This is a genomic window from Mesonia ostreae (genome assembly GCF_031845265.1).
GTDB lineage: Bacteria > Bacteroidota > Bacteroidia > Flavobacteriales > Flavobacteriaceae > Mesonia > Mesonia ostreae.
Map to the genome: position 1 here is coordinate 124,508 of NZ_JAVRBG010000005.1, position 22,782 is coordinate 147,289.

19 protein-coding genes are annotated in these 22,782 nt (G+C 34.4%); 9 read left to right on the plus strand and 10 right to left on the minus strand.

What is annotated here, in order from left to right:
* Positions 1–27: 27 nt before the first annotated feature.
* The 4 genes from RLT85_RS06735 to RLT85_RS06750 all read right to left on the minus strand — a co-directional run bounded on the left by RLT85_RS06735 (position 28) and on the right by RLT85_RS06750 (position 3,834).
* Positions 28–417 (minus strand): acyl-CoA thioesterase, encoded by a 390-nt coding sequence (locus RLT85_RS06735; protein ID WP_311401277.1) that lies wholly within the window; start codon positions 415–417, stop codon positions 28–30.
* A gap of 64 nt (positions 418–481) precedes the next feature.
* Positions 482–910: an NUDIX domain-containing protein gene (locus RLT85_RS06740; protein ID WP_311401278.1), complete on the minus strand. Its 429-nt coding sequence runs from the start codon at positions 908–910 to the stop codon at positions 482–484.
* On the minus strand, positions 910–1,779 hold the full coding sequence (locus tag RLT85_RS06745; protein ID WP_311401279.1) for a DUF72 domain-containing protein: 870 nt from the start codon (positions 1,777–1,779) through the stop codon (positions 910–912). Before RLT85_RS06745 ends, RLT85_RS06740 begins: the two co-directional genes overlap by 1 nt.
* 9 nt (positions 1,780–1,788) lie before the next feature.
* Entirely contained in the window at positions 1,789–3,834 is a 2,046-nt protein-coding gene (locus RLT85_RS06750) for an HD family phosphohydrolase (RefSeq protein ID WP_311401280.1), read from the minus strand.
* A gap of 113 nt (positions 3,835–3,947) precedes the next feature.
* On the opposite strand from RLT85_RS06750, the gene RLT85_RS06755 reads away from it, so the two are divergent.
* Complete coding sequence (locus RLT85_RS06755) at positions 3,948–5,126, plus strand: acetyl-CoA C-acyltransferase (protein ID WP_311401281.1); 1,179 nt, start codon at positions 3,948–3,950, stop codon at positions 5,124–5,126.
* 21 nt (positions 5,127–5,147) lie between these two features.
* The gene (locus RLT85_RS06760) at positions 5,148–5,897 is read left to right on the plus strand and encodes a C40 family peptidase (protein ID WP_311401282.1); all 750 of its coding nucleotides are present in this window, start codon (positions 5,148–5,150) and stop codon (positions 5,895–5,897) included.
* Positions 5,898–6,179: 282 nt separating this feature from the next.
* Here RLT85_RS06760 and RLT85_RS06765 read toward each other — a convergent pair whose 3' ends face one another.
* Entirely contained in the window at positions 6,180–7,433 is a 1,254-nt protein-coding gene (locus tag RLT85_RS06765; RefSeq protein ID WP_311401283.1) for a tetratricopeptide repeat protein, read from the minus strand.
* A gap of 19 nt (positions 7,434–7,452) precedes the next feature.
* Positions 7,453–10,023: a DNA gyrase subunit A gene (gyrA, locus tag RLT85_RS06770; RefSeq protein WP_311401284.1), complete on the minus strand. Its 2,571-nt coding sequence runs from the start codon at positions 10,021–10,023 to the stop codon at positions 7,453–7,455.
* A gap of 243 nt (positions 10,024–10,266) precedes the next feature.
* Between gyrA and RLT85_RS06775 the strand changes: the two genes are divergently transcribed.
* Positions 10,267–12,831: an ATP-dependent Clp protease ATP-binding subunit gene (locus tag RLT85_RS06775; protein ID WP_311401285.1), complete on the plus strand. Its 2,565-nt coding sequence runs from the start codon at positions 10,267–10,269 to the stop codon at positions 12,829–12,831.
* Positions 12,832–13,086: 255 nt separating this feature from the next.
* Here the strand turns inward: RLT85_RS06775 and hutH are convergent, their stop codons facing one another.
* Both hutH and RLT85_RS06785 read right to left on the minus strand, forming a co-directional pair.
* On the minus strand, positions 13,087–14,601 hold the full coding sequence (gene hutH / locus RLT85_RS06780) for a histidine ammonia-lyase (protein ID WP_311401286.1): 1,515 nt from the start codon (positions 14,599–14,601) through the stop codon (positions 13,087–13,089).
* 37 nt (positions 14,602–14,638) lie between these two features.
* A complete protein-coding gene (locus tag RLT85_RS06785) occupies positions 14,639–16,165 on the minus strand; it encodes an NAD(P)H-hydrate dehydratase (RefSeq protein WP_311401287.1) in 1,527 nt (508 codons plus the stop codon).
* Between the two features lie 114 nt (positions 16,166–16,279).
* Here RLT85_RS06785 and gcvT point away from each other — a divergent pair, with 114 nt between their 5' ends.
* From gcvT to RLT85_RS06805, 4 genes are all read left to right on the plus strand, one after another.
* On the plus strand, positions 16,280–17,362 hold the full coding sequence (gcvT, locus tag RLT85_RS06790) for a glycine cleavage system aminomethyltransferase GcvT (RefSeq protein WP_311401288.1): 1,083 nt from the start codon (positions 16,280–16,282) through the stop codon (positions 17,360–17,362).
* A gap of 189 nt (positions 17,363–17,551) precedes the next feature.
* The gene (locus tag RLT85_RS06795; RefSeq protein ID WP_311401344.1) at positions 17,552–18,355 is read left to right on the plus strand and encodes a sugar nucleotide-binding protein; all 804 of its coding nucleotides are present in this window, start codon (positions 17,552–17,554) and stop codon (positions 18,353–18,355) included.
* 38 nt (positions 18,356–18,393) lie between these two features.
* Entirely contained in the window at positions 18,394–18,681 is a 288-nt protein-coding gene (locus tag RLT85_RS06800; protein WP_311401289.1) for a 4a-hydroxytetrahydrobiopterin dehydratase, read from the plus strand.
* Positions 18,682–18,731: 50 nt separating this feature from the next.
* The gene (locus tag RLT85_RS06805; protein ID WP_311401290.1) at positions 18,732–19,451 is read left to right on the plus strand and encodes a YebC/PmpR family DNA-binding transcriptional regulator; all 720 of its coding nucleotides are present in this window, start codon (positions 18,732–18,734) and stop codon (positions 19,449–19,451) included.
* A gap of 71 nt (positions 19,452–19,522) precedes the next feature.
* On the opposite strand, the gene RLT85_RS06810 is transcribed toward RLT85_RS06805, so the two are convergent.
* Positions 19,523–19,960 (minus strand): PepSY-like domain-containing protein, encoded by a 438-nt coding sequence (locus tag RLT85_RS06810; protein WP_311401291.1) that lies wholly within the window; start codon positions 19,958–19,960, stop codon positions 19,523–19,525.
* A gap of 189 nt (positions 19,961–20,149) precedes the next feature.
* Positions 20,150–20,593 carry a PepSY-like domain-containing protein gene (locus RLT85_RS06815; protein ID WP_311401292.1) on the minus strand — a complete coding sequence of 148 codons (444 nt, stop codon included), beginning with the start codon at positions 20,591–20,593 and terminating at the stop codon, positions 20,150–20,152.
* A 236-nt stretch (positions 20,594–20,829) separates the two neighbouring features.
* Between RLT85_RS06815 and RLT85_RS06820 the strand changes: the two genes are divergently transcribed.
* Together RLT85_RS06820 and RLT85_RS06825 are read left to right on the plus strand one after the other, a co-directional pair.
* Complete coding sequence (locus tag RLT85_RS06820; RefSeq protein ID WP_311401293.1) at positions 20,830–21,507, plus strand: response regulator transcription factor; 678 nt, start codon at positions 20,830–20,832, stop codon at positions 21,505–21,507.
* Positions 21,504–22,778, plus strand: coding sequence for a sensor histidine kinase (locus RLT85_RS06825; RefSeq protein ID WP_311401294.1), 1,275 nt, complete (start codon positions 21,504–21,506; stop codon positions 22,776–22,778). The genes RLT85_RS06820 and RLT85_RS06825 overlap by 4 nt, the downstream gene beginning before the upstream one ends.
* The last annotated feature ends 4 nt before the right edge of the window (positions 22,779–22,782 follow it).

Sequence of the window (22,782 nt, forward strand, 5' to 3'; positions counted from 1 at the left end):
AAACTAAACGAATATGCAGAAAAAAAATTAGTTTTCTAAACGGTCTTTAACAAATTCTATTTTAGTTTTTCCGTGAGGTTTTACTTTACCTTCCGAGTCTAAGCTTACCATAACAATTTTTTCGATGCTAATAATGGTCTCACGAGTCATCTTATTTCTTACTTCACATTTTAAAGTAAGAGAAGCGTTTCCAAATTTTATCACTTCTATTCCTATTTCTACAATGTCTCCCTGTTTGGCCGAGCTTTTAAAGTCAATTTCGCTCATAAATTTGGTCACCGTTTTGGGGTTTTCCAACTGAATAATTGCATATAAAGCGGCTTCTTCGTCTATCCACTCCAATAATCTTCCTCCAAATAAAGTTCCGTTAGGATTTAAATCTTGGGGTTTAATCCATTTTCTAGTATGAAATCTCATCGTTTTTTGTTTTACTGAAATATAACTCAATTCGTTTAAAATTCCGTTAAGGAATCATCGAGTATTATGATAAGGTTATGTGCAAAAGCTTTGCAGCGTCTTTAATAATTTGCAAATGATCAAATGCTAACTTGGGCAATTTTTTTACTGGAAACCACTCCGCTTCTTCTGCATCATCTTTTGCTTTCACTGCCGTGGAATTCTTTACGGAAGCTGTAAAAGCCACCGAAATCATTCTTCCCCGAGGATCGCGATCTACAGAATCATAAACTCCTACTTGCTGAAGAGAATCCACCTTTAAAGAAGTTTCTTCCTCCAATTCTCGTTTACAGCCATCGATCAATACTTCGTCTTCTTCTAAAAATCCGCCAGGCAAAGCCCATAGTCCTTTAAAAGGTTTATTTTTTCTTTTGATAAGTAAGATTTGATATTTTTTTTCTTCCGAAGAGAAAATAACAGCATCTGTAGTTAAAGCAATTTTGGGTTTCGACATTATAGGGTTTTTGGAATTCTGATTTCCGTAGAAAAACGTTCGTTAAACTTTTCAATAAAATAAGCAGAAAGTAAAGGTGAAGACTCTTCGATATTTTGATGAATAAAAAAGTATAGATTTTTTAAGCCGTGTGTATACCAATTTTCAATACGATCCAGCCAATCATCCAATCGATCATAATCTGAACTATGGTTCGCGCCGTTATAACGAATAAAAGCCGTTTGGTTGGTAAGACGCATATGGAGTAAATCTCGTCTTCCTGCGCTATCCGTAATAAGATTACTGACGTTATATTTTAATAAAATGGAATTAAAATCATCTTCTACGGCTTTATCTTTAAACCAGTTTTCATTTCTAACTTCTATAGATAGCGGAATTTCCTTAGGCCATTTTTCAAAAAACGGTGCCAATCGATCCATATCTTTAGGAAGAAAATTATCTGGCATTTGTAGAAATACCATTCCTAATTTATGCTCCAAACCGGTAAGATTTGCGGTAAAATCTGTGACTAAATCATCACAATCTTGCAATCGCTTTAAGTGACTTATAAGCCGCGGTACTTTAGGGAAAAACTTAAAGTCTTCTACAGTCTTTCCTTTCCACTTTTCAAACTGCTCAAAAGGCCACATTCTGTAAAATGAAGCGTTGAGTTCTATGCTGTTAAACTGAGTGGAATAATAGGTTAGTTCTTCTTTGGTTCCCCTAGGATAAAAACCTTTTAAGTCTTTCTTATTCCATTTGGCACAACCTATTCTCACATCATTCCAAGTATTAGGTTCAAACTTATGTAGAATATTATGCGTTTGCTCATGATCTTTTGGTAAACAAAAATCAATGTCTTCGGGATGGTCTACTTTTCCAAATTTCATAGCGTAGATTTATTCTGGATATTCAATTCTTAAGTGGTATATGTTTTTAAGTTTTCTCTTTAAAATCTTTTTAATATTCTGTATTTCTTTAAACGTAATATTAGCGTTTAAAAACTGGCCTTCATCCATTTGCTTATTGATAATCTTCTCTACAAAACTATCAATTAATGTTGCCGTAGGTTCCTTTAAGCTCTTACTCGCCGCCTCTACGCTATCGCTCATCATTAAAATAGCGGTTTCTTTACTAAAAGGAGTTGGGCCGGGATATCTAAAATCTTCCATATTTACCCCTTCGTCGTTTTCTTGCGCCTTTTTGTAGAAATAAAACACCACACTGGTGCCATGATGGGTTCTAATAAAGTCTATTAAACGATCTGGCAAGTTATTTCTCTTAGCCATTTCAATTCCATAAATCACGTGGTTAATAATTATTTCGGCACTTTCTTTAGGCTCTAATTCATCATGTGGATTCACCGAAGTGGTTTGATTCTCCGTAAAAAAAGTAGGATTCGCCATTTTCCCAATATCGTGATACAGTGCTCCTACCCTAACCAGCATAGCATTTGCTCCAATTTCATTTGCGGCAGCTTCTGCTAAATTCGCGACATTTAAACTGTGGTGAAAAGTTCCTGGTGCTTTATTAGAAAGTTCTTTAAGAAGTTTAGAATTGGTATCAGAAAGTTCTAGTAAAGACATATCAGACACCAAACCAAATAACTTCTCATAAGCATAAATAAGTGGTTGTACAAAAAGAGTAGCAAATCCGCCAAGGAGAAACATAACCATAGTTTGGTAATCAATCATACTTACATCTCCTTCTTGAATGATGGTAAATGAAAAATAAGCAAAAATGTAAACCGCAGTAATTTGTCCTACGGAAATAAATAAATTAGCGCGTTTGTAAAGTTCAGAAATGGTTAATATGGTCACAATTCCTGCGATGATCTGCAAGAACATATACTCATAACTATTAGGAACAATAACGCCAAGAATAAGCACAGTAACGACATGAGTAAACAATCCTAGTCTTGCATCAAAGAAAGCTTTTAGCGTAAGCGGAAGAATACAAAGCGGTACCACATACAAATAATCTACATTAATTTTCATCACCGTCGTGGTTAAGAAAACCGTGAGCAAGATGTTAAAAAAGATAAATGTTACCTTGGTATTGTTTTCAAAAATATCATTTCTATATTTATGAATAAACAAGAATAACATTAATAAAGCCAAAGAAACCAGAAGTAAATAACCCGCAACCACGACATAATAACTAGATTCTGACCAAACTTTGGTTTCATATTCTGTCTTTAAGGAAATGAGAATGCGGTACTTATTATTGTTGATAACCTCTCCTCTCTCTACAATTCTACTTCCTTTAGAAATACTTCCTCGCGTGTAAGAAATAGAATTCAGTTTAAGTTGTAGGTCTTTTTCGGTTAACTCTTCGTTGAGCTTTACATTGGGCTTTAGAATATTAAAGAAAAGTTCTTTTAATTCATTTTGATACCCAGAAACCCACGACTGACTAATTCTTTTATCTAAATAATTTCCTAAATTATCTTGCTGTATAATATTGTTAAATATCACCTCTTGGGCCTCGTTTCCCTTTTTAAGGTAAACTATACTATTTTCATTAAATCGATTGGTTTCAATTAAAATACCCGTTTTATAGATTTCATCTAAAGTCTTTTGCGTAAATTTTATCAATCTAACTCCGCGTAAAGCCATTATACTATCTCCAAAAACAGCTCTAGCTTGCTTATCTAAATTGGCCTTTATTTGTTTAGGAATTGCTGTATTATAATCATAATAAGGCGTATGATTTTCCCTTATTTGCTCTTTTTCATCTGCAATTTCATCGTTGGTTTTTAGGATTGCAAAGTCAAAAGGGGAGTAGAGGTTCTCATATTGCCAAGGTTTCCCTTTAGAAAAATCGTATTTAAACTTGCTTCCTTTGGGAAAAAGGTAAACAATGATGGCCGTGGTAAGTAGATATAAAAATATCTTATAAATTAAGGCCTGGTTTTTATAAATTCCGTTTACAAATTTGCTCATACGTATTACTTGACATTCAAATGTACTAAAAAAACCATCGTAAGTTCATAAAGCTTTGGTCTGTTCTTTATAAATTAGTTAAATTCGCAGAAACGGATATAAAATAAGAAACCATGAGTAAAGAAGTAGTTATAGTTAGTGCGGCAAGGACTCCTATTGGAAGTTTTTTAGGAAGCTTATCCAGTGTTCCCGCTCCAAAATTAGGATCCATTGCAATAAAAGGCGCTTTAGATAAAATAAACTTAGACCCTAAATTAGTACAAGAAGTATTAATGGGAAACGTAGTACAAGCAGGTGTAGGACAGGCTCCAGCACGACAAGCCGCTTTAGGGGCAGGCATTTCAGATAGTGTTCCTTGTACCACCATTAATAAAGTTTGTGCCAGCGGAATGAAGGCCGTAATGCAAGCTGCACAATCTATTGCTTTAGGCGATGCTGATATAATCGTTGCCGGAGGAATGGAAAATATGAGTCTAATTCCTCACTATATGCATTTAAGAAACGGACAAAAATTTGGTCCTAAACAAATGGAAGATGGGATGCAAAAAGACGGATTAGTAGATGCTTACGACCATAATGCTATGGGAACTTGTGCAGATTTATGTGCAGAGGAATATGAATTCTCTAGAGAAGACCAAGATGCTTTTGCGATAAAATCTTATGAGCGTTCTAAAAAAGCTTGGGCAGAAGGAAAATTTGATGAAGAAGTAGTACCTGTAGAAGTTCCGCAAAGAAGAGGTGAGCCCGTAATCTTTAAAGAAGATGAGGAGTTTAAAAATGTAAAAATGGATAAGATCACTTCATTACGTCCTGCATTTTCTAAAGGTGGGACTGTTACTGCTGCCAATGCCTCCACCATTAATGATGGCGCCGGAGCTGTTGTATTGATGAGTAAAGAAAAAGCAGAAGAATTAGGATTAACTCCATTAGCGACTATAAAAGGTTTTGCTGATGCTGCACAAGAGCCTAAATGGTTTACCACAGCACCATCTAAGGCCTTACCAAAAGCTTTAGCGAAGGCAGGAGTTGCACAAGATAAAATAGATTTCTTTGAATTTAATGAAGCTTTTTCTGTAGTTGGTTTAGCAAATATGAAAATATTAGGCTTAACAGACGAGAATGTGAATGTAAATGGAGGAGCCGTTTCTTTAGGTCACCCTTTAGGATGTTCTGGAGTGAGAATTATCATCACGCTTTTAAACGTATTGAAGCAAAACGACGCTAAACTAGGTGCTGCTGCAATATGTAATGGTGGCGGTGGTGCTTCGGCCATGATTCTTGAAAGAAATTAATATTTTTCTTAAATACTTATAATGCATTACGGATTTTGTAACCTCAATATAGTTCCTGTACGATGGGAACCTGCTGATTCAAGTGAAATGGTCACACAACTTTTATTTGGTGACCATTTTAAAGTATTAGAAAAAAGAAAAAAATGGAGCAAAATCCGTATTGCTTTTGATCAATATGAAGGTTGGATTGATAATAAGCAATTTTTAGAAATTACTGAAGATCAATATACCGAAATAGACCAAACTCCAAATGAATTAACAGGTGATATGATTGATTTTCTTCAAGGAAAGCAAAATCAACTAATTCCTATTTCCTTGGGCGCCAATATTAATAAGGTTGGTTTAGGTGGATATACCTATGAAGGTAGAAGATTTCAAGGAAAAAAACCTAAAGAACAATTTTTAGAAACGGCTTTTCTTTATCTTAACGCACCTTATCTCTGGGGAGGAAAAACTCCTTTTGGGATTGATTGTAGCGGATTTACTCAAATGGTATACAAGCTAAACGGATATCAATTATTTAGGGATGCTTCTCAACAATCTAAACAAGGAGAAGCTTTAAGTTTTATTGAAGAAAGTGAACCTGGTGATTTAGCTTTTTTTGACAATCAAGAAGGCGAAATTATTCACGTGGGCATTATTATGAAAGATAATTATGTTATTCACGCACACGGAAAAGTGAGAATAGACCGATTGGATCATAGCGGAATATTTAATGTAGATACCAAGCAATATTCTCATAACTTAAGAGTAATCAAAAAAATAATTTAAACTACGTAGAAAAATAATTAATTGTACCTGTCTATCTGGTTTAATTGTTATAAGGTATCTAAGTTTCAATTTTCTTAAAACGAAGTTTGCTTACACTACCTTAATGTAGCACTTCATATCACTGTTTTTTTTTAATTAGTTACAATTAAGTCTTGATTTTTGATTCTAAAAGCGAAGCGGTCTTGTTTCTAGATTCTTTATGGAAAAACGCAATTTTTAACCTCTACAAAATTAAAAAAGCTTCCAAAATGGAAGCTTTTTAAGTATTATATAAAGATTTACTTAGTCTTTTAAAGCATTTGCTTTTTCAGTTTCTCCTAGCATACTGTAAATTTGAGATAGAATTTGCGCAGATTGCTTATACTCTGCAGACTCTTTCGATTTTTTCTGAACAACTTTTTCTAAATATGGAACAGCTTCTTTATAAAGATCATTTCTTTCTTTTTGAAGTTCTTCATACCGCTTATTATCTGCATTAGACATACCCAAATCATTCATCTCATCAATAAGCGCCTGCTCCTTATTTAAAATAGCAGAAGCAATATTAATATTAGCATTCAACATTTCAGGATCAATTTTAATCGCTTTTTTGTAATATTCAATCGCCTTTTCTGGATCTCCCATTTTACTAGTAGTTACTCCCAAGTTATAATAGAGAGTAGCATTGTTAGGATCTGTCTCAATCACCTTTTCTACCAATTGAGAATACTTATCCATCTTCCCAAGATTGTAGTAAATATCGGCTTCAGTAAGCATTAATCCAGTATCTTCTGGACTTTCTTTTCTTGCCTGCTGAATCGCTTTCATCGCTTTTTCTTTTTCATCTTTTTGTAGATAAATTAAAGCGATATTTTTAACGATATCTGGTCTTTTAGAGTCTTCTTTTATAGTTGAAGGTTTAATATGACTTCCAGCTTTAACATAGATGTCTCTTTTATTTTCATCTGCTCCAAATTCCTCTACGTCTCCCGTTTCTTTGTTCACAGCAGTATAAATAGTTCCTCTACCTGTATAACCTAAATCTCTAAGCTCTTCATAATATCCTAGAGCAGCGTCATAATCTTTAGCTACAGAAGATACAGATGCTGCATGATAAAGATATAGAGTATCTTTCTTACTCAAGTTATAGGCTGCATAAGCTTTCTTAGCAGATTCTGAGAATTTTTGTTGGGTCTGATCTTCCGAAGCCGCAGTAATTAAAACTCTTTTTACTTCTGCCATTCCTGCCTTACCTTCCTCTTCTTCTCCCAAGTCAATTGCTTTTTGAAAAGATTTTCCAGCGGTAATCAAGTCTTCTATATTCACTTCTGATTGATCTTTAGCTGCTAAAAATGCATTTCCTTTTGCAAGGTAAAAATCTGCTTGGGTTCTTTCTTTTTCATTAGAAATAATCCCTTCTACAGAGGTTAAAAGTGATTTTGCTTCCTTATAATCTCCAGACTCTATCGCATTACCAGCTTTTCTAATTTCTTTTTTCTGAGCAATCGCCACAATTCCGATAAGGGAAAGTCCAATAGTTAGAACTTTAGTTTTCATAGTTGCTATTTTTTAAATTTTATTCTTCCTCGTTGCTAGGTTCAATAGTTGTGCCATTTTCACTTGTAGGAGTATCTAAAGAACCATCTTCATTTTCTTGTAGATCTTCTACATTTTCTTCTTCATCGTCTTCATTGGCAACTTTGGCTACTGCTGCAATAGAGTCATTACCTTTTAAATTAATTAAACGAACTCCTTGTGTTGCACGGCCCATCGTACGTAAACTTGATACGGCTATTCTAATAGCAATACCAGATTTATTGATAATCATTAAATCATCTATATCTGTTACGCTTCTAATGGTTACTAATTCGCCAGTTTTCTCTGTAATAGATATGGTTTTCACCCCTTTTCCACCACGGTTGGTAATTCTGTAGATTTCTTCTCCAGTTTCAGGATCATCAATAAAGGTACGTTTACCATATCCGTTTTCAGAAACAACCAATACGGTTTCTTCTTTAGGATCTTCTACGGCAATCATTCCTACTACTTCATCTTTATCGTGCGCCAATCTAATTCCTCTTACTCCAGAAGCATTTCTACCCATTGGTCTTGTTTTGCTTTCTTCAAAACGAATACATTTTCCGCTTTTAAGCGCTAACATTACTTGGCTATCGCCTGTAGTAAGTTTTGCTGAAAGTAACTCATCTCCATCTTTAATGGTAATAGCATTAATCCCATTGGTTCTTGGTCTAGAATACTGCTCTAAAGAAGTTTTCTTCACCTGACCTTTTTTGGTTGCCATGATCACATAATAACTATTGATGTATTCCTCATTCTTCAAGTCTTGCGTACATATAAAAGCATTCACTCGATCTTCAGGATCAATATTAATTAAGTTTTGAATAGCTCTTCCCTTAGATGTTTTACTCCCTTCTGGGATTTCATACACTCGCATCCAGAAACATTTTCCGTTTTGGGTAAAGAAAATCATGTATTGGTGGTTGGTACCTACAAATAGATACTCTAAGAAATCTTCATTTCTTGTAGTCGATCCTTTAGAACCAACTCCTCCTCTATTTTGTTTTTTATATTCAGAAAGGGGAGTCCTTTTAATATAACCCGCGTGAGAAATAGAAATTACTACTTGCTCATCAGGAATCATATCTTCCATACTTAAATCTCCTCCCGCGTAATTAATTTCTGAACGTCTTTCATCACCGTACTTATCTCTTATCTCTAAAAGTTCTTCTTTGATGATGGTCATTCTTCGTTCTTTACTCGCAAGAATATCTTTTAAGTCTTGAATGGTAATCATTAACTCTTCATGCTCTGTACGTAGCTTATCTTGTTCAAGACCTGTTAACTGTCTTAAACGCATTTCTACGATGGCTTTTGCCTGAATTTCGCTTAACTCGAACCGCTCAATTAATTTATTACGCGCTTCTTCTGTATTGCTAGAAGAACGAATCAAGGCAATCACTTCGTCAATATTATCTGAAGCTATGATTAAACCTTCTAGTATATGCGCTCTATCTTCAGCTTTCTTTAATTCAAATTCGGTTCTTCTTACTACAACTTCGTGGCGGTGTTCCACAAAATATTGAATCATATCCTTTAGATTCAACATTTGAGGTCTTCCTTTTACCAAAGCAATGTTATTCACACTAAAAGAAGATTGTAATGCGGTGTGCTTAAATAAGGTATTTAGAACTATATTAGGAACAGCATCTCTTTTTAAGATATATACGATACGCATTCCGTTTCTATCAGACTCATCTCTGATTAAGGAAATACCTTCAATTTTCTTATCGTTAACTAAGTCGGCGGTTTTCTTAATCATATCCGCCTTATTGACTTGATATGGAATTTCAGTCACCACAATACACTCTCTACCTTTCACTTCTTCGTGAGTAGCTTTGGCTCTCATCACCACTCTACCTCTACCGGTTTTAAAAGCTTCGCGAACACCTTCATATCCATAAATAACTCCTCCCGTAGGGAAATCTGGTGCTTTTATGTATTCTATAAGCTGATCAATTTCAATGTCACGATCATCGATATAAGCAATGATACCATCAACTACTTCCGTTAAGTTATGAGGAGGCATATTGGTTGCCATCCCAACAGCAATACCACTAGCTCCATTCACCAAAAGGTTAGGAACACGCGTTGGTAAAACAGTAGGTTCTTTTAACGTATCATCAAAGTTAAGAGAATGATCTACCGTATCTTTATCGATATCGGCTAGCATATCTTCACTTATCTTACGCATCCTAGCCTCGGTATATCGCATAGCTGCAGGGCTATCGCCATCTACAGAACCAAAGTTACCTTGTCCATCAACCAACATATAACGAAGACTCCATTCTTGAGCCATTCTTACCATGGCATCATATACAGAGGTATCTCCGTGTGGGTGATACTTACCAAGTACCTCTCCAACTATTCTTGCTGATTTTTTATGTGCTCTGTTGGAAAATACACCTAATTCGTACATTCCAAATAATACTCTACGGTGAACTGGTTTTAAACCGTCACGAACGTCTGGCAGTGCACGTGACACAATGACTGACATTGAATAATCAATGTAAGCCGATTTCATTTCATCTTCAATGTTGATAGGAATTAACTTCTCTCCTTCAGCCATAAAATTTTATTTAGTTAATAATCTTTATTCTAACGTGGCAATTTAATCATTTTCCCTATTATATAAAGCGTTTATAGAAGATTTTCCACCTATTTTATTAACAAATATTTATTCCTTGTTGGTTATAATTAAATGTTACTATGCTTTGATTTTACACTATATTTTTGTCTATTAGCGTAGTTACCTTTAATGAGGTACGGTTTTTGAATTTATGTGTTAAAATTAATTAGAGGAGATAAGAACATGGACGATAATTTTTCACCCAGAGTAAAAGATGTTATAACATATAGTAAGGAAGAGGCTTTACGCTTAGGCCACGATTTTATTGGGACAGAGCATTTGGTTTTAGGTTTGCTGCGTGATGGTAATGGAAAGGCTATTGATATATTAGAATCTTTAAATGTAGATTTAGATCATTTAAGACGAAAAGTAGAGATTTTAAGTCCGCTTAATGCGGATAGCGCTACGCTTTCTAACGAAAAGAAGAACCTTCATTTAACAAGACAGGCAGAAAGGGCCCTAAAAACTACGTTTTTGGAAGCAAAGCTTTTTCAAAGTTCGTCAATTAATACAGCACATTTATTATTATGTATTTTAAGAAATGAAAATGATCCTACTACCAAGCTTATAAATAAGCTTAAGGTGGATTATGATAACGTTAAAGACGAGTTTAAATCTATGATCACACAAGATAACGATTATATAGAAGGCCCTACTTCAGAATCTTTTTCAGATGATAGTCCTGCTGCTGATGATAATCCGAAGAATAATCCATTTGGATCAAATAGCCCTAAAACAGGAAAAGTGAATAAAAAGTCTAAGACTCCTGTGTTAGATAACTTTGGAAGAGATCTTACGGAAATGGCAGATGATGGCAAACTAGATCCTGTAGTTGGTCGAGAAAAAGAAATTGAGCGCGTTTCTCAAATCTTGAGTAGGAGAAAGAAAAATAATCCACTCCTTATTGGAGAACCAGGAGTTGGTAAAAGTGCCATTGCAGAAGGTCTAGCCTTGCGAATTGTACAACGAAAAGTTTCACGTATTTTATTTGATAAACGCGTGGTTACTTTAGATTTAGCGAGCATCGTTGCGGGCACAAAATATAGAGGACAGTTTGAAGAGCGTATGAAAGCCGTGATGAACGAGCTCGAAAAAAACGATGACATCATTTTATTTATTGATGAAATTCATACTATTGTAGGTGCTGGGGGTGCCACTGGAAGTTTAGATGCAAGTAATATGTTTAAACCTGCTCTAGCGAGAGGGGAATTACAATGTATTGGTGCAACTACTTTAGATGAGTATAGACAACATATCGAAAAAGATGGTGCTTTAGAGAGAAGGTTTCAAAAGGTAATTATTGAGCCAACATCGGTAGAGGAAACCATAGAAATTCTGGACAATATTAAATCTAAATACGAGTCTCACCACAATGTAAATTATACAGATGAAGCTATACAAGCTTGTGTAAAACTAACGAATAGGTATATGACAGATCGTTTTTTACCAGACAAAGCGATTGATGCCTTAGATGAAGCTGGTTCTCGTGTACATATTACCAATATTGAAGTGCCTAAAAAGATTTTGGATCTAGAGCGACAGCTGGATGAAGTTAGAGAGACGAAAAATACGGTAGTCAAAAAGCAAAAATATGAAGAAGCTGCCAAATTAAGGGACGACGAAAAAAAGATAGAAAAAGAGTTAGAAATCGCTCAAGAACGTTGGGAAGAGGAATCTAAACAACATAAAGAGACCGTAACCGATGAACACGTAGCTGATGTGATTTCTATGATGACCGGGATTCCTGTGAATAGAATTGCACAGACTGAAAGCAATAAATTGGCTGAGTTGCCCAACCTGATTAAGGGGAAGGTAATTGGTCAAGATGAAGCGGTTAATAAAGTGGTAAAAGCGATTCAGCGAAATAGAGCTGGTTTAAAAGATCCCAACAAACCCATTGGATCGTTTATATTTTTAGGTCAAACAGGTGTTGGTAAAACACAATTGGCAAAGGTTTTAGCGAAAGAATTATTCGACAATGAAGACACGCTTATCAGGATTGATATGAGTGAATATATGGAGAAATTTGCCGTTTCTAGATTAATTGGTGCACCTCCAGGATACGTTGGGTATGAAGAAGGCGGACAGTTAACCGAGAAAGTAAGACGTAAGCCTTATGCAGTGATATTATTGGATGAAGTGGAAAAAGCCCACCCAGATGTATTTAATATGATGCTGCAGGTGTTGGATGATGGATACTTAACGGATAGCTTAGGTCGAAAAATTGACTTTAGAAATACCATTATCATTATGACTTCCAATATTGGAGCTCGTAAATTAAAGGATTTTGGTCAAGGTGTTGGATTCGGAACTCAGGCGCAAAAAAGTCAAACCGACGAAAATACGAGAGGAATTATCGAAAATGCGTTAAAGAAAGCCTTTGCTCCAGAGTTTTTGAACAGAATTGATGATGTAGTTATTTTTAACTCTCTAGAAAGAGAACACATTCACAAAATTATCGATATTGAGTTGGCTAAGTTATTCCATAGAATCGAAGATTTAGGATATAATCTAGAACTTTCTGATGCTGCAAAAGATTTTATTGCTGAAAAAGGATTCGATAAACAATATGGAGCGAGACCTTTAAATAGAGCCATTCAAAAATATGTAGAAGATGCCTTAGCGGAAGAAATTATCACTTCCAAAATGGCAGAAGGAGATAAAGTAAAAATGGATCTCAACAAAGAGAAAACAGAATTGGTCATCGAAATCAAGAAAGCCAAAAAGAAAAAAGAAGAATCAGAGTAAATAATCGTTGAATGCAAAAAAAAGCCTCACATCTTAATGGATGTGAGGCTTTTTTATTAGATATAAGGATGAAATTATTCTAGAAAAGTCCTACTTAAAATGTTTTTTTTCAGAAGAACTATGCTAGGTGCAATAGGATAAGGAAAGGTTTGCTATAAATATACGCATCACATCCACCCCTTTTTCAGAAGTTGAAAGCTCCCCTCCTTTTTTAAGGGGGGGGCTTTAAAATTATTGTGAGTTATAAAAAATACCTTAATTGCAAAACATCAAATCTTTATCAATATTAAATTGATGTAGAAAACACTTGGCGTTGGCTATTTCTGTAGCCATCACTTTATCTTGTTTTACAATGGGCACTTCTTCTCTAAATCCGCTTACCAATTGCTCTATAAAAGAAGATGACTTTAAAGGTTCCCTGTAATACAAAGCTTGAGAAGCATTAAACAATTCTATAGCCAAAACCGTTTTTAAGTTCTCCACCACTTTTATAAGTTTTGTAGCAGAATTAGCTCCCATACTTACGTGATCTTCTTGTCCGTTAGAAGAAACAATAGAATCTATACTTGCCGGGGTACAGTATTGTTTATTCTGACTTACGATACTAGCCGCAGTATATTGCGGAATCATAAATCCATTATTTAATCCTGGATCATCTACTAAAAACATAGGCAGCCCTCGTAATCCCGAAACCAGCTGATAAATTCTTCTTTCAGAGATATTCCCTAATTCCGCGACAGCGATCGCCAAATAATCCATTGCTAAAGCAAGAGGCTGACCGTGAAAGTTTCCGCCAGAGATAATTTTATCTTGTTCTACAAACAGATTAGGATTATCGGTAACGCTATTAATTTCAGTTTTTACCGTTTGGTGCACAAAACGAATGGTATCTTTGGAAGCTCCGTGAACTTGTGGAATACATCGAAATGAATAAGGATCTTGAACGCTTTCCTTCGTTTTGTGAGCAATTTCACTTCCTTCTAAAAAACTTAAGATCCGCTCAGCTGTTTTTACTTGTCCGCGGTGAGGTCTAACCTCGTGAACCAGTGGATCAAATGGGGATAAATTGCAATCAAAACCTTCTACAGAAACCGCGCTAATCGCATCGGCTAAATAAGATAATTTATAGGTTTCAATTAAAGAAAATACAGCGTGAGCACTCATAAATTGAGTTCCGTTAAGCAAAGCCAAGCCTTCTTTAGATTTTAATTCTAAAGCTTTCCAACTATTAGATTTTAATACTTTTTCTGAAGGCTGCACTTTTCCTTTATAAGTCACTTCTCCCTTACCTAAAAGCGGTAAAGACATATGTGCCAAAGGCGATAAGTCTCCCGAAGCTCCTAAGGAACCTTGTTCATAAATTACAGGGATAATATCCTTATTAAAAAACTCGATGAGACGCTCTACCGTTTCTAAAGCGATGCCTGAATGACCGTAACTTAACGACTGTATCTTAAGCAACATCATGATTTTCACAATTTGATCATTTACACGATCTCCAGTTCCACAGGCGTGAGAAATTACTAAATTTTCTTGCAGCTGAACTAACTTATCCTTAGAAATTTTTACATTACACAAAGAACCAAATCCAGTATTAATTCCGTAGAAAGGCTCTACAGAATTATCAATTTTTTCATCTAAATATTTCCTAGATTTTTGAATGTCTAATTTAGCTTCGTCGCTAAGTTCTAATTGAATATTTTCATCAATTATTTTTTGAATATGGTGGATATCTAAAATATCTCTACTTATATAATGTATTTCTTTCATTCTGAATTTTAATAAATAGGTTAGTCAGTTCTCAAAATTAAGCTTTTGTTTCAGGTTTTTCAAATAAACTCCTAATGGCTTTACCTAAATAGGCCGTAATATCACTAGCGATTAAGGCATCTGGCACAGTATCGACCACAACCAAATCTCCAGCTTTGCCGTGTATAAAAACACCAAAGACAGCTGCAATCGCAGGATCATACCCTTGCGCTAGTAAACCTGCAATTACTCCAGAAAGTACATCTCCGCTGCCAGCAGTTGCCATCCCGGGATTTCCATTAGTGTTGATATACATATTGTCACTGGAAACTGTCATCGTGTACGCTCCTTTAATGACCACAGTAACTTTATGTGCATCAGAAAATTTCTGAACTTTGTCTAATTTTTCAAAGTCGTTTTTCCAGCTTCCAATTAAGCGTTCTAATTCTTTGGGATGTGGTGTTAAAATAGATTTCTCCGGAATTAATTCCAACAACTCTGGATATTTACTCAACATATTAAGTCCATCGGCATCAATAAGCATGGGAGTTTTTACTTGATTTAATAGGGTTGTTAAAAGTTCTATAGATTTTTCGTTGGTTCCTGCACCCATTCCGAAAGCCACAATATCTTCATCTTCTAACTCCAATTTCATGTCTGACAAATGCATGTCGTGTGGCGCAACTTCTACCATTGCTTCTGGTACGCTAGTTTGCAAAATACCATAACCACATTGCGGTATTACTGCCGTTACTTTTCCTACGCCAATTCGCAACGCTGCTTTGCTCGATAACACCATACTTCCCATCATTCCGTAGCTTCCTCCAACCATATAGACATTCCCGTAATTTCCTTTATGGGTAAATTTGGACCTGGGTTGGTATAAGCTTGCGGCTTGCTCCTCTTCTATTAATACTGCTTTCGCTGGATTTTCAGCAAGATATTGTCCGTCAATTCCTATATCTATAATTTGAACATTTCCGGCAAACGGAGCGGTTTCTGGAAGGAAAAATGCCAGTTTCGGAGCTTGAAATGTAAGGGTATAATTCGCCTTTACAATTGGTTGATCTGCAATAATATCATCTGCTAACATTCCTGAAGGCATATCTATCGCTACTTTAAAAGCTTCAGATTCGTTGATGCGAACAATCAATTTTTGCACCCAATCTACTAAAGGTCGGTTGAGTCCAATTCCAAAAATGGCATCAATTACAAAATCACTAGAATTTATTTCAGGAAAATCATCTTCAGATTTTAATAATACAGGCCAATTTTTAGTGTCTTCTTTTAGGGTTCTGTAGTTTTCTAGAAAACCTTCAGATCTTTTGTCGCTATAATTCACCACGTAGACATCTACGTGATAGCCTTCTCGCACTAACTTTCTAGCCACTACAAGTCCGTCACCGCCATTGTTTCCTATTCCGCAGAAAACTTTAATTTTTATTTTGGCGCCATTAAGTCTATTATTAATTTCCTCAAAAATGCGTGAAGAAGCCCTTTCCATAAGCTCTAAGGAGGTTATTTTTTGCTTTTCTTGGGTAATTTTATCGGCTTCGTGAAGTTGTTGAGCGCTAAATATTTTCATGAGTTCGGTTTTACACAAAGATAACAATCTTTAAAAACTAGCTTGGAATAAACTATAATTTGATTGTTGGTAAAACACCTACAATACTTTACCTTTGCACAAAATTTTTATACGATGAAGACAACACAACTTACACATATACATGAAGCCTTAGGAGCCAAAATGGTTCCGTATGCAGGTTATAATATGCCTGTTTCTTATGAAGGCGTAAATGCCGAGCATGAAACCGTTCGTAAGGGAGTGGGTATTTTTGATGTTTCTCATATGGGAGAATTTTTGGTATCTGGACCTAAAGCATTAGAGTTAATTCAGAAAATAACGACCAACGATGCTTCTAAATTAAAAGATGGAAAAGCGCAATATACCTGTATGCCTAATCTTACAGGAGGAGTTGTAGATGATTTGATCATTTACAGAATGAACGAGGAGAAATACCTTTTGGTAGTGAATGCTTCTAATATTGATAAGGATTGGAATTGGATTGCCGAAAATAATACCATGGATGCCGATGTAAAGGATCTTTCTGATGAATATTGTTTGCTTGCTATTCAAGGGCCTAAAGCGATTGAAGCCATGCAGCCTTTGTCTTCTACGGATTTGTCTGCCATTAAATTTTATAATTTTGAAGTCACAGATTTTGCAGGAGAAGATCAAATTATCATTTCTGCAACGGGCTATACAGGAAGTGGCGGATTCGAAATTTACTGTAAAAATCATAATGCAGAAGCAATTTGGAATGCTGTTTTAAAAGCAGGAGAAGAATACGGAATTAAGCCTATTGGTCTTGCTGCAAGAGATACTTTAAGATTAGAGATGGGATTTTGTCTTTACGGAAACGATATCGACGAGACTACCTCTCCTATTGAAGCTGGGTTAGGATGGATTACCAAGTTCACTAAAGATTTTGTCAATTCAGAAAACCTAAAGAAAGAAAAAGAAGAAGGTCCTAAAAGAAGGTTGATTGCTTTTGAAATGTTAGAAAGAGGAATTCCTAGAAAAGATTACCCAATTTTAGATGAAAACGGAAATGAAATAGGACACGTTACTTCGGGTACACAATCTCCTTCTACAGGAAAAGCAATAGGAATGGGCTACGTAAAAACCGAATTTAAAGCGGTAGATACGCCTATTCAAATCCAGATTAGAAAGAAAACCATTCCGGCAGTTATTGTAAAACCACCTTTTTATAAAGCGTAATTTTCCATTTTAATCTATATAAGAACTAGTATTCAAGAAAACTAAACTTTTTTTGAACACTAGTTTTTTTAATTTGAATAGGCATCAAATTTTAGTCAGCATTTATAATTTAATTTTGAATCCAATATACCTAATTATACAACGTTTTTAAAAGAAAGATTTCAGATTAAAAATTCAAAAAAAATACTAATCCTCGGCGGAAGTGGATTCTTAGGGCAAGCGCTTTACAAAGAGCTCCTGCCCTATTTTAGCGTACACGGCACGTATAGAACTCCAAATAAAAATTGGGAAAATAATCATCAGTTTCATTGGTGGGATGCCGAGACCGAGAGTGTGAGCTTTTTATTGGAATCTTTACAACCAGATGTGGTGATTTGCGCTTTACGCGGAAATTTTAACGCGCAAATTTACGCTCATTTTGAAGCGATAGAATATGTGATGAAAACCAATTCTAAGATTATTTTTCTCTCCTCTTCTAACGTGTTTGATGCTTTTACCAATTTCCCTTCTTACGAATATGACAAAACACTTTCTATGAGTGTATATGGGCGTTTTAAAATTAAAATAGAAAATGCGTTGTTGCGCTTGCCTGTAGAGAACTATGTGATTACCAGAATTCCTATGATTTATGGCGCCAATTCTCCGCGTTTAGAAGAGTTAAAAACCTTTCATAAAATTGAGGAATCTATAGAAGTATTTCCTAATGTGGTGATGAATGCTACAAGCGTTAACCGGTTCACACAACAAATGCATTATATCATCAATCAAGATTTAGGTGGTGTTTTTCATTTAGGAAGCAAAGACCTCATTCATCATAAAGATTTAGTGATGGAGATTTGTAAGAAAATAGAACTCAAAGACACGGTACTAAAAAATGTATACGACTCTAATGAAGATCGATATATTGCAGTCTTACCTAAAAACAATTTACTCCCCAATAATTTACAATTTACGGTAGAAGATGTGGTAGAAGATTCTGTTGCATTTCCGTAGACTTTAGTATCTTTAAGCAGAACTAAAAACAATAGAAAATGAAAAAGTTAAGCGATAAAGAAATAAAGGATAAACTAAAAGATTTTGAGGGGTGGGAATTTCACGAGGATAGCCTTCAAACCAAATTTGAGTTTCGAGATTTTAAAGAAACCTTTTCTATTATGACCCGCATCGCTTTTGAAGCAGAATCCCAACAACATCATCCTGAGTGGACCAATGTTTATAATACCTTAAGCATTTCTCTATCTACCCATGATGCTGGCGGAGTTACAGAAAAAGATTTCAAAATGATAGAAGCGATAGAAAACATTATCGTAGTAGATTAACAGCGGTATTTTTATTAAATTTGTTCATCTTAAAATCAATATAAAAAATTATGGGAAGAGCTTTTGAATTCCGTAAAGCGCGAAAAATGAAACGATGGTCTGCCATGTCTAAGGCCTTTACTCGTATTGGTAAAGACATTGTTATGGCTGTAAAAGAAGGTGGTCCAGATCCTGACACCAATTCAAAATTACGAGCGGTAATTCAAAACGCGAAGAGCGTAAATATGCCCAAAGACAATATTGAGCGCGCGATTAAACGGGCGAGCGATAAAAGTTTAGGTGATTACAAAGAGGTTTTATTTGAAGGTTATGCACCACACGGGATTGCTATTTTGGTAGAAACTGCTACCGATAATAATACGAGAACCGTAGCTAATATACGTTCTTATTTTAATAAATGTGACGGGAATTTAGGAACTTCTGGCTCGGTTGAATTTATGTTTGACCATACGTGTAACTTCAAAATTCCTGCGGAAGATCTTGATGCCGAAGAATTAGAACTAGAATTTATTGATTTTGGCGCCGAAGAAGTTTTTGAAGATGAAGATGGCATTCTTATTTACGCTCCGTTTGAAAGCTTTGGTGCGATTCAAAAAGAATTAGAAGACAGAGAAATTGAAATTATTTCTTCTGGTTTTGAACGTATTCCTACCGTAACCAAAGAAATTTCTAAAGAAGATCAGGAAGATGTAGAGAAATTACTAGAAAAAATTGAAGAAGACGATGATGTGCAAAATGTATATCATACCATGAAAGAAACAGAAGATTAGGTATCTATAAAAAAAGACCCCAAAAATTAGAATAAACTTTTGGGGTCTTCTTTTTAAACTTCAGATTGTTATTAATCCTCTATTTCACTAAGAACTTTTCCGTTTTTATCTACGGTAATTTCCAGTTCTTTCGTAAAAGTTTCTAAATCAATCTCATAGGTGATGTCATTCCCTTTTTTAATCATATCTACATCATCAATGCTAAAATCTGCATAATTCTTTTTTATGACATTACTTACTGCGCTTGGCAATTCAGAAGAGGAAATTTCTACTTTTCGCTTGACCTCCTGTCCATTTGTAGCGTACCATACATCATAATCTTTACGGTCTACTTCAAATTCTACTTTATAATTTTCCATATCTTTCTCCCATTCCACATCATTTACGTTGGTAAACTCTTTTTGGAAAGTAGAAATTAGGCTGGCAGGTACTTCATCCATTCTTAAGTCTTGCGCTTGTACAGCAATACTTGCGAAAAGAAACAATAAACTTGTTTTTAAAATTTTCATAGCTTTTGTTTTTTTTATTTGATGTAAAGAAAAGCACTAAAACTGTAAACAATTAGGAATTTTAATTTAAAACTTTATTTAATGAAGTATTTATTTTGAATATTTAATATGAGAACTTAGTACAAGAGACCTCACAGGTTTTCAAAACCTGTGAGGTCTGCTAAAGATTATAAAACTATAAAGAGTAGATTATCGGTTTGTCCTAACGCCTAAAACGCTTCCGTTTTCATCAAAAGTTATTATTTTTTCTAAATTTTCTTTCTCTATTTCTACTCTATACAATGTTTTTTTGCTAGCTCTCTTTATCATTTTTGCATCGCCGGTTTTGTAGGCTGCATATTTCTTATTTAGCGTCTTAGTAACTGCCTTTGGTAATTGAGATTTTAATAATTCTACCTCACGCTTCACTTCTTTTTCAGTTGAAGAATACCAAACCTCATAATCCATTTGGTTCCTCTTAAACGCGACCTTATAGTTGTTCTTATCTTTTTCCCATGCTACATCGTTTGCTTTTAAAAACTCTTTTTCAAAAGTTGAAACTACCTTGGCAGGCACTTCATCCATTTTTAAATCTTGGGCGTAAACAGTAATGCTTCCGAAGAAAAATAATAGAGCTATTTTTAAAATTTTCATCTTATTTAGATTGATAGATTTAAAGTAAAATTTTGGACTGAAACTATAACTCATTAGATTTATTTATCCGTCAAGCGGAATTATCCCAATTTATTATAGAATTCAATTGTAAATTTACAAATAATGCTGAATTCGACTTAAGAAAAAGTTTCAATTCAAAAAAAATATAAGGTAATTTTATATCAAAATAGGTTTGATGCTTATCAAATAACCTTTTTGATTGTTAATTAAAGATTATGAAAATACTCATTATTGAAGACGAAGTAGATATGCTTCAAAATATGAAGCAAACTTTTGAAAAAGAAGGTTTTTTAATAGAAAGCGCGAAAGACCAAGAAACCGCCTTGCAAAAAATTGGGATTTATAAATACGATTGCATTTTACTGGATATTGGTTTACCCGATGGTAGCGGATTAGCGATTTTAAAAATTTTAAAAGAGAAAAATATTAACGACGGAGTGATTATTGTTTCTGCCAAAGACTCTTTAGATGACAAACTAAAAGGACTTAATTTGGGAGCAGATGATTATTTACCTAAGCCTTTTCACATGGCAGAACTCAATGCGAGAGTAAAAGCTTTACTTAGAAGAAGAAACTTTGAAGGAAACAAAAATATAGAGTTAGGAAATTTAATCATTAATCCTGAAGAGCGAAGCGTTTTTGTGAACCAAACAGCAGTTGAGCTAAATAGAAAAGAGCTCGATATTCTTTTATATTTAGTAACAAATAAGGGTAGATTAGTAAATAAAACTGCTTTGGCAGAGCACGTTTGGGGAGATCACATCGACCAAGCCGATAATTTTGAGTTTATCTATTCACAGATTAAAAACCTAAGAAAAAAACTAACCACGCATCAAGCAGAAGTAGAAATAAAATCGATTTACGGTATGGGTTATAAATTAGAACTTTTATGAAGCTTTTAAATTATACGAGTAGGTACTTTGTCATTATATTACTGTTTATTATTTTTATTTGGGGCGCTTTTTTTTATTACAATATGCTAGATGAGATCTATGATAGCATGGATGATAGTTTAGAAAACCAAAAAGAGCTGGTGCAACAAAAGGTATTAGATCATCCAGAGTTTCTTAAGCAAGACCAATTTGAAAATGGCTATTATACGATTCAGCAATTAAAAGATAAGCCCAAAAAAATAGACGAAGATCAGTATAGAGATACGTTAATGTTTATGCAAAATGAAGGAGAATTTGAGCCTGTGCGTCTTTTAGAGACTTCGTTTTATCAAGATGAGCATTATTATAAATTAAAAGTAATTACTTCTATGGTAGAAGAAGATGATCTGGTAGAAACGCTTTTTTGGTCTATTTTGATATTGTATTTAGGTTTAATTTTAAGCATTTTAGTACTTAACAATTATTTTTTAAAAAACACTTGGAAACCATTTTACAGCTTATTAGATAAATTAAAAAATTACTCTATAGAATCTGGACAGAAATTATCTTTTGAAGACACTAACATTGAAGAGTTTGCACTTCTAAATAAAAATATTGAAACTTTACTTTACAAATCTCAAGAAAGCTTTCAACAGCAAAAACATTTTATAGAGAATGCTTCTCATGAGCTTCAAACTCCTATCGCTATAAGCATCAATAAGCTGGAGCTTTTATTGGAGAAAAGCCATCTAAATGAAGACCAAGCAGAAACTTTTAGCAGTGTTTTACAAAATTTAGAACGCCTTAAACGTCTTAACAAATCTCTTTTACTTCTAACTAAAATTGAAAATAATCAATTTGTGGAAGAAGAAGATATTAACCTTAATTTGCTTTTGAAGGAGCTTATAGAAGATTTTTCAGATTTCTTAAGGTATAAGAATTTAGAACTAAAATTTATTCAGCAAGAACAATTATCTATACGCATGAATAAAGATTTAGCTATGATTTTATTTACGAACCTTATTCAAAATGCGATTAAGCACGGCAAAAAAAGTTCTATCATATCTATTAAAATTTATGACAATGCGGTAACTATTCAGAATGAATCAGAAAAAAATATTCCGCTTGACGGAGAAAAAATTTTCTCCAGATTTTATAAAGCAACTGCTTTGCAAAACTCGACAGGTTTAGGTTTATCCATAGCTCTAGCCATTACTCAAAAGTATAAATATAAACTAAGTTATACCTACAAGAATTTGCATTGTATTGAAGTTAACTTCCGTAAGCCTTAAAATT